Origin of the sequence: Pseudomonas sp. Sample_24, assembly GCF_004307605.1 — a bacterium.
In the GTDB taxonomy this organism is placed as follows: Bacteria; Pseudomonadota; Gammaproteobacteria; order Pseudomonadales; family Pseudomonadaceae; genus Aquipseudomonas.
Genome location: NZ_RCNW01000344.1, coordinates 32,892 through 49,085 on the forward strand (window position 1 = coordinate 32,892; position 16,194 = coordinate 49,085).

13 protein-coding genes are annotated in these 16,194 nt (G+C 57.8%); 11 read left to right on the forward strand and 2 right to left on the reverse strand.

The window, feature by feature from the left end:
* Positions 1-97 precede the first annotated feature (97 nt).
* Positions 98-1,129, forward strand: coding sequence for an AraC family transcriptional regulator (locus D8V06_RS19265; protein WP_130931569.1), 1,032 nt, complete (start codon positions 98-100; stop codon positions 1,127-1,129).
* Between the two features lie 38 nt (positions 1,130-1,167).
* On the opposite strand, the gene D8V06_RS19270 is transcribed toward D8V06_RS19265, so the two are convergent.
* Positions 1,168-1,929, reverse strand: coding sequence for a DUF4239 domain-containing protein (locus D8V06_RS19270; RefSeq protein WP_130931570.1), 762 nt, complete (start codon positions 1,927-1,929; stop codon positions 1,168-1,170).
* Positions 1,930-2,097: 168 nt separating this feature from the next.
* Here D8V06_RS19270 and D8V06_RS19275 point away from each other — a divergent pair, with 168 nt between their 5' ends.
* From D8V06_RS19275 to D8V06_RS19285, 3 genes are read left to right on the forward strand one after another with little or no spacing between them, the layout of a single operon-like run.
* Positions 2,098-3,009 carry a peptidylprolyl isomerase gene (locus D8V06_RS19275; RefSeq protein WP_130931571.1) on the forward strand — a complete coding sequence of 304 codons (912 nt, stop codon included), beginning with the start codon at positions 2,098-2,100 and terminating at the stop codon, positions 3,007-3,009.
* Complete coding sequence (locus D8V06_RS19280) at positions 3,009-4,007, forward strand: HupE/UreJ family protein (protein ID WP_130931572.1); 999 nt, start codon at positions 3,009-3,011, stop codon at positions 4,005-4,007. The genes D8V06_RS19275 and D8V06_RS19280 overlap by 1 nt, the downstream gene beginning before the upstream one ends.
* Positions 4,008-4,046: 39 nt before the next feature.
* On the forward strand, positions 4,047-6,263 hold the full coding sequence (locus D8V06_RS19285; RefSeq protein WP_130931573.1) for a DUF3604 domain-containing protein: 2,217 nt from the start codon (positions 4,047-4,049) through the stop codon (positions 6,261-6,263).
* Between the two features lie 112 nt (positions 6,264-6,375).
* On the opposite strand, the gene D8V06_RS19290 is transcribed toward D8V06_RS19285, so the two are convergent.
* A complete protein-coding gene (locus D8V06_RS19290; protein WP_130931574.1) occupies positions 6,376-7,353 on the reverse strand; it encodes an SDR family NAD(P)-dependent oxidoreductase in 978 nt (325 codons plus the stop codon).
* 611 nt (positions 7,354-7,964) lie between these two features.
* Between D8V06_RS19290 and rfaH the strand changes: the two genes are divergently transcribed.
* From rfaH to D8V06_RS19325, 7 genes are all read left to right on the forward strand, one after another.
* Positions 7,965-8,501 carry a transcription/translation regulatory transformer protein RfaH gene (rfaH, locus tag D8V06_RS19295; protein ID WP_130908260.1) on the forward strand — a complete coding sequence of 179 codons (537 nt, stop codon included), beginning with the start codon at positions 7,965-7,967 and terminating at the stop codon, positions 8,499-8,501.
* Between the two features lie 12 nt (positions 8,502-8,513).
* On the forward strand, positions 8,514-9,674 hold the full coding sequence (locus tag D8V06_RS19300) for an outer membrane beta-barrel protein (protein WP_130931575.1): 1,161 nt from the start codon (positions 8,514-8,516) through the stop codon (positions 9,672-9,674).
* 12 nt (positions 9,675-9,686) lie between these two features.
* Entirely contained in the window at positions 9,687-10,220 is a 534-nt protein-coding gene (locus D8V06_RS19305; protein WP_056854397.1) for a polysaccharide biosynthesis/export family protein, read from the forward strand.
* Between the two features lie 2 nt (positions 10,221-10,222).
* Positions 10,223-12,535 (forward strand): GNVR domain-containing protein, encoded by a 2,313-nt coding sequence (locus D8V06_RS19310; protein ID WP_056854398.1) that lies wholly within the window; start codon positions 10,223-10,225, stop codon positions 12,533-12,535.
* A 158-nt stretch (positions 12,536-12,693) separates the two neighbouring features.
* Complete coding sequence (locus tag D8V06_RS19315) at positions 12,694-14,085, forward strand: undecaprenyl-phosphate glucose phosphotransferase (RefSeq protein WP_056854399.1); 1,392 nt, start codon at positions 12,694-12,696, stop codon at positions 14,083-14,085.
* 48 nt (positions 14,086-14,133) lie between these two features.
* Positions 14,134-15,474 (forward strand): UDP-glucose/GDP-mannose dehydrogenase family protein, encoded by a 1,341-nt coding sequence (locus D8V06_RS19320; RefSeq protein WP_130931576.1) that lies wholly within the window; start codon positions 14,134-14,136, stop codon positions 15,472-15,474.
* 13 nt (positions 15,475-15,487) lie between these two features.
* Positions 15,488-16,192, forward strand: a complete 705-nt coding sequence (locus tag D8V06_RS19325; RefSeq protein WP_130904940.1) for a WecB/TagA/CpsF family glycosyltransferase — start codon at positions 15,488-15,490, stop codon at positions 16,190-16,192.
* The last annotated feature ends 2 nt before the right edge of the window (positions 16,193-16,194 follow it).

Sequence of the window (16,194 nt, forward strand, 5' to 3'; positions counted from 1 at the left end):
CGGGCTGTCGTATTCTGCGCAGGCGTCGAGCATTTATTTGATAAAACGTGCCATTCATTTGATACTTCACGCCATTAATCTTCAAAGGCATGGGGCCATGGATACTCATCTCATTCGCAGCATGTGCCTGTACGGCGTCCGCGAGCTGATCGCCGATCTGCACGGCGATCCCTGGCGAGTGGCGCATGGGGCATCGATCGCAGCGCAGTCGCTGGACCAATTGGACCTGCTCTTGCCGGTACCCAAGGTGGTGCACTTTCTCGAACTGGCTGCCCGGGAAACCGGGCGTGAGGACTTCGGGCTGTTGCTGGCACAAAAACAAGGGATGGGCGTATTGGGCAGTGCGCTGCTCGACATCGTCAGCGAAGCGACCACGGTCGGCGAGTGGCTCGAGCGGCTGTCGCGCTACTTTCACGTGCTGATGTCCGGAGCTCTGGTGCATCTGGAACAACATGAACTCGGATTGACCGTACACTATGAGGTGACCGCAACAGCCGAAATCGACGAAACCCAGTCCGTACATCTGGGCCTGGCCCTGCTCGCGCGCAAGCTGCGAAGCGACCTTTACCCTCAGTGGTCGCCCGAGCGGGTGATGCTGCGTTGCCGGGAACCGCAAAGCCGCGCGAGCTATACACGGATGTTCGGGCAGAATGTGTTCTTCAATCAGGAGTGCAACGGCATGCTGCTCAGCCATCAGGTGCTGGCGCATCCACTGAACGAGAAACAGCCCTTCTCCCGTCCCGCCTTGCTTGACTATCTGCGGGACAACCAACAACGACGCAACCGAAGTCCCGCCTCGGCCACCGAAGACTCCGTACGCAAACTGCTGGCGAGCAGTGGCGCGCCGCTCGAAGCTGTCGCCCTCAATCAACTGCAAAGCCGCCGAACCCTGCAACGCAGGCTGGCCGGCAGCGGCACCACCTTCCAGGCCATCAAGCAACAGACCAAGCTGGACCTGGCCCGCAAATACCTGAGCCAGACCGACCTGAAACTTTCGCAGATTGCCGAGGTGCTGGGTTTTTCCAGCCTAAGCGCCTTCAGCCGCTTTTTTCACAAGGCCCAGGGCTGCGCGCCCAAGACTTACCGGGTGCAGGCAGCGGGTATCAACGAGCGGTTCAGTGCGCCTTAGGCAGCCTTTGGATTGTCGTTACTGCTTCACTCGGGAAATCACTTGCCAATATTCATCAGCGCCGTACGCAACGGCGCATCGGAAACATGGATGATCCCGACGTAAGGATGCGCCATGTCGACCACCAGAAAGACCGCTGCGGCCACCGACAGAGAGCAGATGAGCATGACGCCTATCACGGTGGGATTGGCCGGCGCCTGCAGGCCGAACGTCGCGAATAGCCAGGCCAGCCAGCAGGTCAGGATGACGAGAAACGGCGTGGGCAGTCCCTCCGTATTGCTCTCGACCAGTATCCAGTGGGCTTCCGCCAGCTGAGAGCTGACCTCCAAGGCGCGAACCTGAAGCATGCGTTGCGGTTCGTTACCTGGCGTTAGTGCCCGCAGTACAACCTGAACCGGTTCGATCCCCGGGGACTCGTCAAAAGGATTGACCGCCGTCGACTCGGCGGACGAGCTGCCCCACCCCCGGTTCAACCGCGTTTCAATCAGTTGACGCAGACGGGTTCGGGCCTGCGCTGTCTCCGGTCCGTACTGGGCCATGACCCTGTCGAGCAGGACGATGCGTGCGGCCGATGTCCGGACTTCAATCTCGTTACTGTCGTAGACGTTTTTTGCAGACGCAATCAGCAGCCCGAGCGCCAGTGCGGACAGCGTCCCCACGACGGCAGTTGCCAGGCGTATGACGTCCTTGGACTCGATATCCAGGTGATGATTAGGTAATCGCATGCGCAGCAGCATCCCCATCATCGCGGCAGCGAACAGGCAGACGAAAACCATTCCTCCAATGATGATGGAGCTCAATGTGTAATCTCCCTGGGATCGGAGACGGCCTGAGTTTTGTGGCGGTTAATCCGATTGCGACTAATGATTAGTGCCTATCGTGATTAGCCTTGGTGGAAAGTTCCGGCCCAACAGCAATACTCCACTCTGATTCGAAAACCATTCGAGTATAGCGTGGGGCTCCGAGCCATGAACTTGACCGTGGGTGAAGCGAAGGCGTCTCGACTTTCGTCAATCAAGCGATGCCTTCGTCAGCCGTTACTGCACTTTTTACTCGGCGGTTTTGCACTCTTCATGCTGTACGGCGGTTTACAGCGTTCAACCGTCAATCAAGATCCGCAACGCATCGAAATCACCCCTGAAGTTGTTCAGCGCATCGCCATTTCCTGGCTGGCGCGCTGGCAGCGCTCTCCCTCGGAACTGCAAATGCAGGGTCTGATTGATGAATATGTGAAAGAGGAAATCCTTTACCGTGAAGCATTGAAACTTGGCCTGGATAAAGACGACACCATTATTCGACGCCGATTGGCGCAAAAAATGGATTTCCTTGCCGAAGATGTTGCGTCGCTTCGCGAACCTGCGCCTGGTGTACTTGAAACCTGGTACCAACAGCATCAAGAGCAATACGCGCCGCCACCGCTTGCCACTTTCCACCATGTATTTTTTGCTGCGGACAAACGCGGTGCCAATGCGCAAGCCGACGCGCTGGCCGCCTTGAGTCGCTTGACAGACAAGAACAGCGGTGCAGGCGATGGCTTCCTGTTCAAAAACGCCTACACAGAGCAATCACAGGACCAGGTGGCGCGGGTATTCGGCTCAACCTTCGCCCTTTCATTGTTCAAGCAAACGCCCGGACGTTGGGTCGGGCCTGTGGAATCCGGGTTCGGCTGGCATCTGTTGTGGATCGATGCGCTGGCCACACCTCCGGCACCGCCCTTCGAAACCGTGGCGCAGCAGGTCAAGTCCGATTGGCTGTCGGAGCAACGCAGCGCATCCAAGCGCAGCAGTTTCGACGCGCTGAAGGCACGTTACGAAGTGGTAATGATGGTTCCCGCAGCGGACGGTGCGATTGCCGCCACGCAAGCCGAGCGCCAGCAATAATGAAGCGCAAGGTCTGGCTGCTGTTGCTGCTCTGGTTCATGGGCCTGACCGCGATCGCCCATGAGTCGCGCCCCGCGTACCTGGAGCTCAATGAAACGGCCATCGGACGCTATGACGTGCTGTGGCGCACACCGGTGCTTTCAGGCATGCGATTGCCCATTGCATTGCGCTTTGCCGAAGGGATGCGCACCGTCGTCGAACCCGTGGAAAGCCAGCTCAACGACTCACTGATCGAACGTCGGATCATCGATACCGGCCAATCGGGACTGGTCGGGCAGCGCATCGAATTCATAGGCCTGCAAGCGAGCATTACCGATGTGCTGGTGCGTGTCTCGCGCCTGGACGGCAGTCAGACGACCACCCTTGTCCACCCTGCTCGGCCCTGGATAGAAATCGCCGCCTCGCCGGGGGCGTTTTCCGTGGCCGGTACCTTTCTGGTGCATGGCATCCAGCACATTCTTGGAGGCTTTGATCACCTGCTATTCGTCTTCGGCCTCCTGTTGCTGGTGGGCAATGGCTGGATGCTGGTCAAGACCATCACCGCGTTCACCCTCGCCCACTCCATCACCCTGGCCCTTGCAGCGTTGGATGCGGTGCGGCTTCCCGGCCCACCCGTGGAGGCGACCATTGCCCTGAGCATTCTGTTGCTGGCAGTGGAAATAGCCCGCAAAAACCGCGGTGACGTCAGCTTCACCCTCCAATGGCCATGGGTGGTGGCGTTCTGTTTTGGCTTGCTGCATGGCTTTGGTTTTGCCGGTGCGCTGACGCAAATCGGTTTGCCCCAGCGCGACCTGCCGCTGGCCCTGTTCACGTTCAATGTCGGCGTCGAAATCGGTCAGTTGATGTTTGTCGCCGCCGTGCTGTGCCTGCGAGCGTTGTTGTTGCGTTGTCGGCTACCACAGCCCGCCCTCCGGTATGCCCGACCGATGGCTGCTTACGGTTTGGGTACGCTGGCTGCCTTTTGGTTTTTTGAGCGAGTCTCGAGTTTCTGGGCCTGAACCCAGCACTGTTACTGCCGTATTGCGGAGACGTGGAATATGAAAACCCTAACCTGCTTCATTACACCGTCACTGCTGGGTTGTGCCTTGCTGGCTGTCGGCCCCATGGCAATGGCAGAGGGCAACCCGGATCGCGAGGTTTACTTTGGCCAGACGCATTCGCACACCTCCTGGTCAATCGATGCCTACCTGATCGGCAATCATCAGGTCGATCCCGAGCAAGCCTACCAATACTCATTGGGCATGCCGGTCAAGCATCCGATGGGGTTTGAAGTCCAGCTCAAGGGCCGACCACTGGATTTCCATGGCGTGACCGACCATTCGGAATACGTTGGCGTGATCGCCCTGGCCAACGATCCCAAGTCAGACTTCAGCAAACTGCCGATCGCGCAAAAACTGATCGCCAGGACGCCGGAGGAATTCAATCGGGTGTTCAAGTGGATTGCCGGGAGCTTGAGCCACCCGATCAAGGAGCTGATTGATCCGAAAGTGGCCGGCAATATCTGGCAGCAGAACATCGCCATTGCCGACAAGTACTACAAACCCGGCAAGTTCACCACCTTCGTCGCCTATGAATGGACCTCGGCCCCCAACAATCAGAACATGCACCGGAACGTGTTTTTCCGTGATTCGAAGAAGGTGCCGGACCTGCCCTTCACGGCCCTCGACTCGGACAAACCGGAGGATTTGTGGGGCTGGATGGACGATCAGCGCAAAAAGGGCAACGAAGTACTGGCGATCTCCCACAACGCCAACCTCAGCAACGGCTTGATGTTTGCGGTGGATGTCGATGACCGTGGTCGCCCCATCGATGCCGCCTGGGCCGAAACGCGGATGCGCAATGAATCCCTCACCGAAATCCACCAGGTCAAGGGCACCTCCGAAACCCACCCTGAGCTGTCGCCGACCGATGAATTCGCCAATTACGAGATCATGAGTTTCTTGCTTGGCGTCGACAACAGCACGTCGAAAATCAATGGCAGTTACATCAGGCAAGCCTGGCAAAACGGTATGGCCCTGCAGGAGTCTCGCGGATACAACCCTTATAAAATGGGCGTGGTGGGTGCCAGCGACTCGCATAACGGGGTCATCCCTTATTTGCAGAACAACAATTTCGGTTCCCACGGTTTCACCGACAGCACACCGGCGGCACGTCTTTCCGGCAAAGCCAATTCGGGCATGGTGGCTTTGCAAACCAGCACCTCGGGTCTGGCTGGCGTATGGGCTGAAGAAAACACCCGTGAATCGATTTTCGATGCCATGAAGCGTAAAGAAGTCTACGGCACCAGCGGCGTGCGAATTCCCGTGCGCCTGTTTGGTGGCTGGGGCTTCGACAGTAATGTGTGGAACGAAAAGGACTGGGTGCATGCCGCTTACACCAAGGGCGTTCCCATGGGCGCTGACTTGCCGGCGAAGCCGGGTAAACAGGCACCCTCCTTTGTGGTATGGGCGGTCAAGGATGCCGACGATGGCAACCTCGACCGCATCCAGATCATCAAGGGCTGGACCAAAAACGGCCAGACCTTCGAGAAAATCTACGACGTCGCCTGGGCCGGTGATCGCCAACCGGACTCGATCACTGGCAAAGTCCCTGCGGTGGGGTCCACGGTCGATGTCTCCAAGGCGACTTACTCCAACACCATCGGTGCCACGGAGCTGAAAAAAGTCTGGGTCGATCCGGATTTCGATCCGGCTCAGCACGCGTTCTACTACGCCCGCGTGCTACAGATTCCGACACCGCGCTGGAGCACCTACGACGCGGCCAAACTGCAAGTACCGCCACCGGCCGACGTCGCGCCAACCGTCCAGGAGCGCGCGTGGACTTCACCGATCTGGTACTCGCCGTCAGCCGAGGACAGCAAATCCGCGGTGGCTGGCAAAACCATCGAGCAACTGAAAACCGAAGGCGCCAAAGCCCTCACCAACGAGCAGTTGCAAGCTTTCGTGGTGGGAAAAACCATCAAGGTACGCAATACCGTCACCGGCCAGACATTCGAGATCGTCTACGGCACAGACGGCCAACGCCTGGTCGCCAGCGTCGATGGCAAGCCGCCCACAGAGGGGGAATACCTGAACATGCTGCATGGCGGTCAATTCGGCGTGCCGGCCAAATACGAAATCAAGGACGGGCATCTGCTGACGACCCTTGGCGGCGCGCCTTTCGAGGCCACGGTATTCGAGCAAAACGGCCGCTATGTGGCGGCTCGCAGCAACGAGTTCGGTTATGTGAATTATGAGATTGAGGGGGTGAAATAGCGCCGTTGGATTTCAGTGCTGGTCGCTCTGGATGTAGATGAAATTGATCGCATAAGAGTGCCCGCGTGTGCGGGCAATCAGAGTGTTTCGATCTTGCTTGGTCAGCCTGCGTTCACACCTGGTAGAAGCGGCGATACCAGCGCACAAATTGCGCCACACCGGCTTCAACCTCCACCTGCGGAGAAAAACCGACCCAGTCTGCCAGCGCCGAAACATCAGCCCAGGTTTTGACGACATCGCCGGCCTGCATCGGGACAAAGTTGCGCTGAGCGTGTATGCCCAGTGCCGCTTCCAGGCAATCGACAAAATCCAGCAGGGCCATTGGCATGCCACGGCCTATGTTGAAAAGCCGGTTGACGCCCTCCCCCTGTTTGTCCGGCACCGGCGGCTTCGGACACAGGCGGACAATGCTTTCGACAATATCGTCTATGTAGGTGAAATCCCGAGCCATCTGGCCATGATTGTAAATATCGATCGGCTGACCCTGGAGGATCGCTTGCGTGAACTTGAACAGCGCCATGTCCGGCCGGCCCCAAGGCCCGTAAACGGTAAAAAAACGCAACCCGCTGGCCTTCAGACCGTACAGATGACAATAGCTGCAGGCGAGCAACTCATTGGCGCGCTTGGTCGCGGCATACAGGGAAACCGGCTGCTCGACCGCGTCATCGACACTAAATGGCAACTTGCTGTTGTCGCCGTACACAGAACTGCTCGACGCGTAGATCAGGTGTGCGGGCCGATAGTGTCGACAGGCTTCCAGCACATTGAGAAACCCGACCAGATTCGATTGCGCATAGGCATCCGGATTGTCCAGTGAGTAGCGAACCCCCGCCTGAGCGGCCAAGTGCACAACCTCGGTAAAACCGTGCTGTTTAAATAGAGCCATCAAGGCCGACTTGTCGACAATGTCCATCTTCTGAAAACGGAAATTGCTCAGCTCACTCAGTTGCTTGAGTCGGGCGAGTTTCAATTCCACGCTGTAATAGTCGTTGAGGTTGTCGATACCGACAACTTCAAGACCGTCCCGGCACAACCGTTTGGCGGTGTGATACCCGATGAAGCCTGCAGCGCCAGTCACAAGAATCGTCATGATCTCTGCCCGCGTGTTATTCCCATGGCCTTTACTTATAGCCTTGCTTTATTTCAGGGTCCAGATTCAATAACCAGCCCCACTATTGGGTAATTGCCTCTGAACCCCTCATGCAGCACACGACTATAAGCATCAAAAAAAGTTTAATCCGTTCGGCCGAAATATAAACACATTACAAAACAACAGGTTAAGCAACACCCTTTGAACTATTGGATAGAAGGCATGTTTTTTGACAAGGAACGTTTGACATGCTGTTGAGACTGGTCAATAACTACACAGGTCTGATAAACCAGAATACGAGTGCAGTTTGTACGCTTATTTCTGTTGATCGGGCGCCATCAGTTTTTTCTGTTTTTCAATGATCCTTGGTAAGGACCGTGCGGTAGCTTTGCCTATCGAAAACTGCCTGATGGTTATGCCTAACAAGCTGTCAGATATAACGCCAATCCAGTTACCTTCACTGTTACGCCGATGAAACATATTGTGATTCATTATTGAAACACACTTATGGACATCAAATAAAAACAACAACTCTGCCTGACTTGATAACTTCTCGGACTCAGTAGAGCCACTGCCTGCCTAAACTTTCGATATTGACGGAGTTTACCAGCATGCCCGCAATTAGCTCCGATCGTTCCAACTGGTACCTGTTGCAATGCAAGCCTCACCAGGACGAACGCGCCCACCTCAATCTGCTTCAACAGAATTATGCCGTTTTTCATCCCCAGCTTTTGAGGGATCGCGTCATTCGCGGCAAACAACAACGGGTTCGGGAGTCCCTCTTTCCCGGGTACCTGTTCATCCATCTTGGCGGGAACGACAACTGGTCGCCCATTCGCTCTACCCGTGGCGTCAGTCGTTTCGTCGAATTCAATCATGGTCCTGCGACGGTGCCCGAGAACGTCATCGAGCACCTGCGTGCGCGCTGCTTTGAATCATCGTTAACCCCTGATGACCCGCCCCTGACACCCGGCGACCACCTGCAAATAGTTCGCGGGCCACTGTCAACACTCGAGGGGGTTTTCATCACATCGCACGGGGCTGAGCGCGTCATGATCCTGCTTCAATTTCTGAACCGGAATCAAACGATCTGCATGCCACTCCGTGACCTCGAACGTCAGCTATCCTCGATTCACCCCAATATCTGACGGAGCCATGACATGGCCTTGAGTTCACGTTGCCCTTTTGCATTGATGATGGTCTCTCTTTACCCAGGAATGGCCTGGAGTCTCGATCCGGCACCGATCAATGTTTACGGATTCGATTTCACGCCGACCTTCCTGGTCGCAGAGAGCTATGACGATAACTTTCGAGAACTGGAAAACAACACGCAGTCCTCGATGATCACCAAGCTGGTGCCCAACTTCGAGCTCAAGGCTGAAGACCGCAACAGCGCGACACGACTGATCTGGCAGCCTGCCCGCTACATTTATCACGACGAATCGGATGCCTCTTACACCGCACAACGGCTGCGGGCGGACAGCATCATGGAGTTCACCGACAGGCACCGCCTGAAACTGGAAGCCGAATACCGCAAGTGGCAGCGCACCGAATCGACCGCGGTCGAAGGTGAAAACGACAAGTTCAACAACAAACGGGTGGGCGGTCTTTACACCTATGGCGCCAAAAGCGCGGACAACCAGATCGATTTTGGCGCCAGCTACGCCGAACTGCGTACCGACAACTCCGATGGCATCAACGAGGACAAGGAACGCAATACCACTGCACTTACGAGCACCTGGTATCACCGCATCGGCAGCAATACCCGTGGCCTGCTGGAGTATGACCACACCGATTTCGACTATCTGGAAACCAACAGCACGCGCAGCAGCCAATCCAACGCGGTATACGCCGGTGCCGTCTGGGACGTCACCGCCAAGACCACCGGTAAAGTCCGCCTCGGTTACGAGAAAAAAGACTTCGACAACAGCGAATCCAAGGACCTCGACAACCCGACGTGGCAAGTGGACCTGCAATACAAGCCACGCACCTATTCAACATTCACCTTTGTCGCCCGCCAGGCACTCGCCGAGGGCGACGATGGCGCCGATGCGGTGAAGTCGACCTTTACCCAGGTCGGTTGGCGCCATGGCTGGACGGATCGGATCACCACCCTGGCACAGGCCGGATTCGGTCGATATGTCTACGAAGGCCAAAGCCGCACGGACGATTTACAGGACTACAACCTGGCGGTGATTTATGCGATGCGCCGGTGGCTGGACATCGAGCTCGGCTATCGCTTCCGCGACAACGACTCGGATGCCGACAACGAAAGTTTTACCCGTAACGTGGTTCAGATCAGCTTCAACGTAAGCCTCTAAGAGGGTTTCGTCATGAACATACGCATAGTTGCCTTGTTGTTCGCACTGGCGGTACTACCCAATACATATGCAGCAGACCCCGGCACCCAATACAAACTCGCCGCCGGCGATGTCTTGCGCATCATCGTCTTTGGCGAGCCGGAGCTGAGCATGAAAAAAATCCGTCTGAGCGATGCCGGCACCTTTTCCTACCCTTTCCTGGGGGAAATTTCCGCGAAGGGACTGACCCCCGGGCAAGTCGAAAAGATCATCGTCGACGGACTCAAGCAAGGCTATCTGAACGACCCGAAAGTCAGCCTGAGCCAGATCGAATATCGTCCGTTCTATATCAACGGCGAAGTGAAAAAACCCGGCAATTATCCCTTCATACCCGGGCTCACCCTGGAGAAAGCCATCGCCCTGGGCGGTGGCTTGACCGAACGGGCCTCGATCAAACGCGTGACCATCGTGCGCGGTGATGGCGGCGCCACACTCACCGATGAAGTCACCCGCAACACCACGATCGGCCCCGGCGATACCATTTCCATTGCACAAGGCTTTTTCTAATCATGGACAACAGCCCTAGCACCTACGTCGAACGTCCTCTGTCAACGCACGTACATCAACAGTACAGCGAAAACCAGGACACCATTGACCTGCTCAAAATCTGGAGGGTGATCTGGCGCGCCAAATGGAACATCGCCTGGCTCGTCCTGTTCTGCTGTGCGTTGGCCGCCATTGCTGTATCAGCCATTACCCCGCAATACATCGGCAGTACCACCTTGTTGTTCAACGATAAAACCCCGCCGCTGATGTCCTTCCAACAGGTCAAGGACTCGGGCAGCAATGCCACCGAGTATTTGCAGACACAACAAGCGCTCCTGCAATCGCGGGACCTTGCCGAACGCGCGGTGAAAAAACTCGGCCTGACCACCAACCCGGTCACTGACCCGCGCCAGCAACCGACACCCTGGTTCACCCCGCGCAAATGGCTGGCGGAGCTTGAGCTTGACCAATGGCTGCCGGGGCTGAGTACCTGGGTACCGATGAAAAAAGTGCCCAGCGAAGAGGACGTCTTCAACCAGGTCACGCAAAACCTCATGCAGCACACCAGCGTCAAGTTCGTTGGCAAAAGCCAGTTGCTGGAAATCGAGGTCGAACTGCCCGACCCGGTTCTGGCAGCAGCAGCGGCCAACGCGCTGGCCCAAGGCTTTACCGACAGCCAACTGGACACCAGCGAGAAGTCATCGCAGGCCACTACTGCCTGGATGAACACTCGACTGATCAAGCTGCGCGACAACCTGCGTGTCGCCGAGAAAAAGCTTCAGGGCTACCGCGAAGAGCAAGGGCTGGTTGACGTCGGCGGTGTCGCCACCATCAGCGCCAATGAACTGGAGATGACCGGCAATCGCATGGTCGACGCCCGTCGCAACCGTGCCGAAGCCGAGAGTGAATACCGTCAGGCGAAGGCCCTGAGCAACGGCGATCTGAGCCGTCTGTCCAGCGTGCCGGCAGTCTTGAGCAACCCGCTGGTCCAGCAATTCCAGGCGGATCGCGCCAAAGCCCAGGCCAAGGTCGATGAGTTGGCGGGACGCTACGGGCCCAAACACCCGAGCCTGATCTCCGCGCAGTCCGAATTGCGCGCGGCCACCACCAGCCTGCAATTGCAGGTGCAGCAGGTAGTCGCCGGCATCGAACGGCAATACCAGCTCGCCACGGCCAGCGAAGCCTCGCTGCGCCAGTCCTTCAACAGCAACAAGGCGCAGATCCAGGACATCGCTCGCAAAGAGTTCCAGTTGCGCGAGTTCCAGCGTGAAGTCGACAGTACCCGCGCGCTGTATGAAACCTTCGTCACCCGCTTGAAGGAGACCGCAGCCACCGCCGATATGGACTCCACCAAGGTGCGCATCGTCGACCCGGCCATTGTCCCTGTCGAAGCGAGCAAGCCTCGTAAAACGTTGATCGTGGGGATCGTCGGATTGGTTGCGACGTTGGTCGGCATGGCGCTGGCGCTGCTCATGGACAAACTGAGCAACACCTTCAAGACTGACGAGACGATTGAAAGCACGCTGAACATTCCGCTGCTCAGCGTCGTTCCGCTGGTCATGAAGAAAAGCCGTCGGCAACTGGCGCGGTTGTTCGAAGACAATGAGAACCCGCGTTTTTCCGAGACCATTCGCAACTTGCGCACCTGGCTGATGTTGCAAAGCAGCGACATGCCCTCGCAGGTGGTGCTGGTCACGTCGACGGTTGCCGGTGAAGGCAAAAGCACCATCGCCAACAACCTGGCCAGCTCGCTCACTCCACTGGAGCGCGTGCTGCTGATCGATGCCGACATGCGTCAGCCCACCCTGTCGCTGAACTTTGACTTTCCGCCCGACAGTCCGGGACTGGCCAATGTGATTGCAGGCACTGCAAGGCTCGAGGATTGCATCGTTTCGGTGGGCAACCTGGACATGCTGCCGGCCGGGATGGTCATGCCGCCTTCGGTGGATCTGTTCGCCGCACCGCGGTTGCCGTCCCCTGCCGATTCGCTTAACGCGTCACGCCAGCCTCCGCCGCAGGATCTGCTCAGTTCACCGCGCATGGCGCGGATGCTGGAGGCGCTGAAGTCGCGTTACCGCCACATCATCATCGATTCACCGCCTGCGGACATGATCAGCGACGCGCTGTTGCTGGCCAAGCATTCGGACGCTGTGATCTATGTGGTCAAGGCCGACAGCACGCCGATCAGCCAAGTGCAGAAAGGCATTGCCATGTTGCAACAAAGCCATGTGCCGGTATTTGGCGCTGTGCTCAATCAGGTAGACCTGCGCAAGGCGCGCAAATACGGCTACCACCATTCCAAGTCGTTTTATAACTACGACTTCGCACCCCGGTAACGCCCGGCCTGCCGGTCTGTCACTGCGCTGTTAACTGCCAACACAACACAACACAACACTTCGCTTCACCTCTGCCGAGCTACGGAAAAGCCTGCGGGAGCCACGCCGTGTCCGCTCCTAAAGCGCTGACGCATTCATTTTGCCTTGAGGTCAAGCCCATGACTCCGCTCTATACCGCTCAAATGGCACACCGCCGAGGCCTGACGTTCTGGGGCCAGTGGTTTTGCGCAATGACGCTGGTGGTCGCGCTGTTAATGCTGCTCGTGTACTGGCGCGTCGGCAGCCTCACCAGCCCTTACCGCATCCTGATGATCCTGACTGTGCTCGGTTCAGTGCCGATCTACAGCATGATGCAGGTTTATCACAAGCGTCATGGCCTGGTGGTCGGGCTCGGCCGTCTACTGGCCGGCTGGCTGATCCTGCTGGCAGTGCTGGCGAGCATTGCCTTCATCACCCAGACCAGTGCGACGTACTCTCGCCAGGTCATCATGGTCTGGGCAGTGCTGGGCTTTGTGGTCCAGGCCGCGAGTTTTCTGCCGCTGCACTCCTTCGCCCGGCTGCATTCGCGGATGATCTGCAGGGAGCGTCGCTCGGTGATCATCGGCACCTGCCCGACCGCTCACGAACTGGCGAAAAAACTCTCGCGACCGAACCGCGCGCTGGTCCTGGGCTTCATCTCCGCCGCCGATGACAGTGGCCCGGCACCGAGCATTTTGCCGTTGCTGGGACATGTCGACTCGATCCGCGAAATCATCACGCGCCTGGACGTGCGTCGCGTCTACATCGTCCTGACAATGGCGCACGCAGCCACCATCGAAGCGCTGTACATCGATCTGCTGGACATGAACGTCGATGTGGTGTGGATCCCGGACTTCGGCAGCATGGTGCTGCTCAACCATTCGATCTCCGAAATAGAGCGAATGCCGGCCATCTATCTCAACGAGAGCCTGATCAGCTCGCATCCCGCCAGCCTGTTTTGCAAGGATCTGTTCGAGCGCAGCCTGGCGGCCATGGCCATTATTGTCCTTGGCCCGTTGCTGTTGGGGGTGGCGATTGCCGTCAAGCTGACCTCCCCCGGGCCCGTGCTGTTCAAGCAAAATCGCCACGGCTGCAACGGCGAAGTGATCAAAGTCTGGAAGTTTCGCTCGATGCGCCTCCACGACGACAGCGACGTGCGCCAGGCCACCCGGGACGATGATCGCGTCACCCCGCTCGGACGCTTCCTGCGTCGCAGCTCCATCGACGAATTGCCCCAGCTGTTCAACGTGCTGTTCGGTCAGATGGCCTTGGTCGGGCCGCGCCCGCACGCCGTGACCCACAACATTTACTACACCGGCAAAGTGCGCGCCTACATGGCCCGTCATCGCCTCAAGCCTGGCATCACCGGGCTGGCCCAGATCACCGGGCATCGGGGCGAAACCGAAACCGTGGAAAAGATGCAGCTGCGCGTCGCCCAGGACCTCAACTACATCAACCAATGGTCGCTGTGGCTGGACATCAAGATCCTCATCAAAACCCCCTTCACGCTGTTCTCCAAAAACATCTACTGACGCCCTGCCCCATCGTGAACCTGCGTCACGACGCCCCGAGGTTAGATCATGAATGTGAGCGTATTCGGTATTGGTTATGTGGGCCTGGTACAAGGCGCCGCGCTGGCGGAAGTCGGCCATAACGTCCTCTGCGTAGACGTCGACAGCGCCAAGGTCGACGCGCTGAAGGACGGCACGCTGCCGCTCTATGAGCCGGGTTTGAAAAGCCTGGTCCGTGATAATCACCAAAGTGGTCGGCTGCAATTCGGCACTGACCTTGCCAGTGCGGTGCACCATGGTGATGTGCTGTTGATCGCGGTCGGGACGCCGCCTGATGAAGATGGTTCAGCGGACCTCAAATACGTGCTGGACGTTGCGCAAACCATCGCGCTGAACATGGACCGCCATCACATCATCGTCGACAAATCCACCGTCCCGGTCGGCACTGGCGACCGGGTGCGCGAACGCATCGAGCAGGTGCTGGCCGACAACGATCGCAGCCATCTGACCTTCGATGTCGTCTCCAATCCCGAGTTTCTGAAGGAAGGTTGCGCGGTCGAGGACTGCATGCGCCCGGACCGCATCATCATCGGCACCGACAGCCCACACGCCGAAGCGGTCATGCGCGAACTGTACGAACCGTTCAATCGCAACCGAGAAAAGATCATCGTCATGGACATGCGCAGCGCCGAACTGACCAAGTACGCGGCCAACTGCATGCTGGCGACCAAGATCAGTTTCATGAACGAAATGGCCTGCCTCGCCGAAAAACTCGGCGCCGATATCGAGATGGTCCGGCACGGAATCGGGTCCGATCCGCGCATCGGCTATCAGTTCATCTATCCGGGCCTGGGCTATGGCGGATCGTGTTTCCCCAAGGATGTGCAGGCGCTGATACACGCCGCCACCAGCGTCGATATCGACGCCCGGGTGCTCAAGGCCGTGGAGTCTCGCAACCATGAGCAGAAAGCCAGCCTGTTCAAGAGGGTTTTCGATCATTTCGAGGGTGCCTTGCGCGGCAAGACCTTCGCCCTGTGGGGCCTGAGTTTCAAACCCAACACCGACGACATGCGCGAAGCCCCCAGCCGGGTGTTGATGGAGGCCTTGTGGCACGCCGGCGCCAGCGTCCAGGCGTTCGACCCCAAGGCCATGGAAGAAGCCCAGCGCATTTATGGCTCGCGCGATGACCTGACACTGGCGGGCACCAAGGAAGCAGCGCTGAAAAATGCCGATGCACTGATTATCGTCACCGAGTGGCAATCGTTCCGGGCACCGGACTTCGATTTGCTGATCCGCCAGCTCAAGCAACCGCTGATTTTCGACGGACGCAACCTGTTCGATCCGCAGCGTTTGAGCAAGCGCGGCATTACCTACGTCTCCGTGGGCCGGCAAACCCGGCCGGTCAACTGACAGGAGTCGCGCCATGATCAAGCTGCAGATAGTCCGGCGTTTTTCTCCCAGGTTACTGGACGCCAACCAGGCGTATTCCTTCATCAACTTTGCATCCATCAGCAGTTTTTTCGAGCAGACACCAAGCACCGTCGCCTATTTTTGCGACGGCATGCTGATGTCGCTGTTCATGTCCCGGGTGACCGGCCGTGCAATCGGCCGGGTCAGCTTTGACTTCACCTCGATTGCCGACGCGGTACTGGGCAGTGCCGAGCAACAGGGCAAGCGCGTGTATTTCGTCGGTGCCCGGCAGGTTGAACTGGATCTGTTCATCGACAAGATCAGGACGCTCTATCCGCGACTGACCATCGCCGGTTATCACAACGGCTATTTCGATGCGTCCCAGGCTGTGGACATTCAGGCCGACATCTGCCGCAGCGAAGCGGACATTCTGATCGTCGGCCTGGGTGCCGGGCTGCAAGAGCGATTTGAACAGGATGCGCTGCGTGCAGGCTTTCGCGGTGTCGCCTTTACCTGTGGCGGGTTCATTCGCCAGGAAGCCATGGCCACCCGCAATTACTACCCCGCCATGATCGATCAACTGCATCTGCGCGCGTTTTACCGGATGTACCGCGAGCCCCATACGATCAAACGCTACCTGATCGACTACCCGAGCAATTTTTTACACCTGTTGACCCTGCTCGTTCGGCGCAAAGTCGCCATCAGCGTGGGGGAATGACC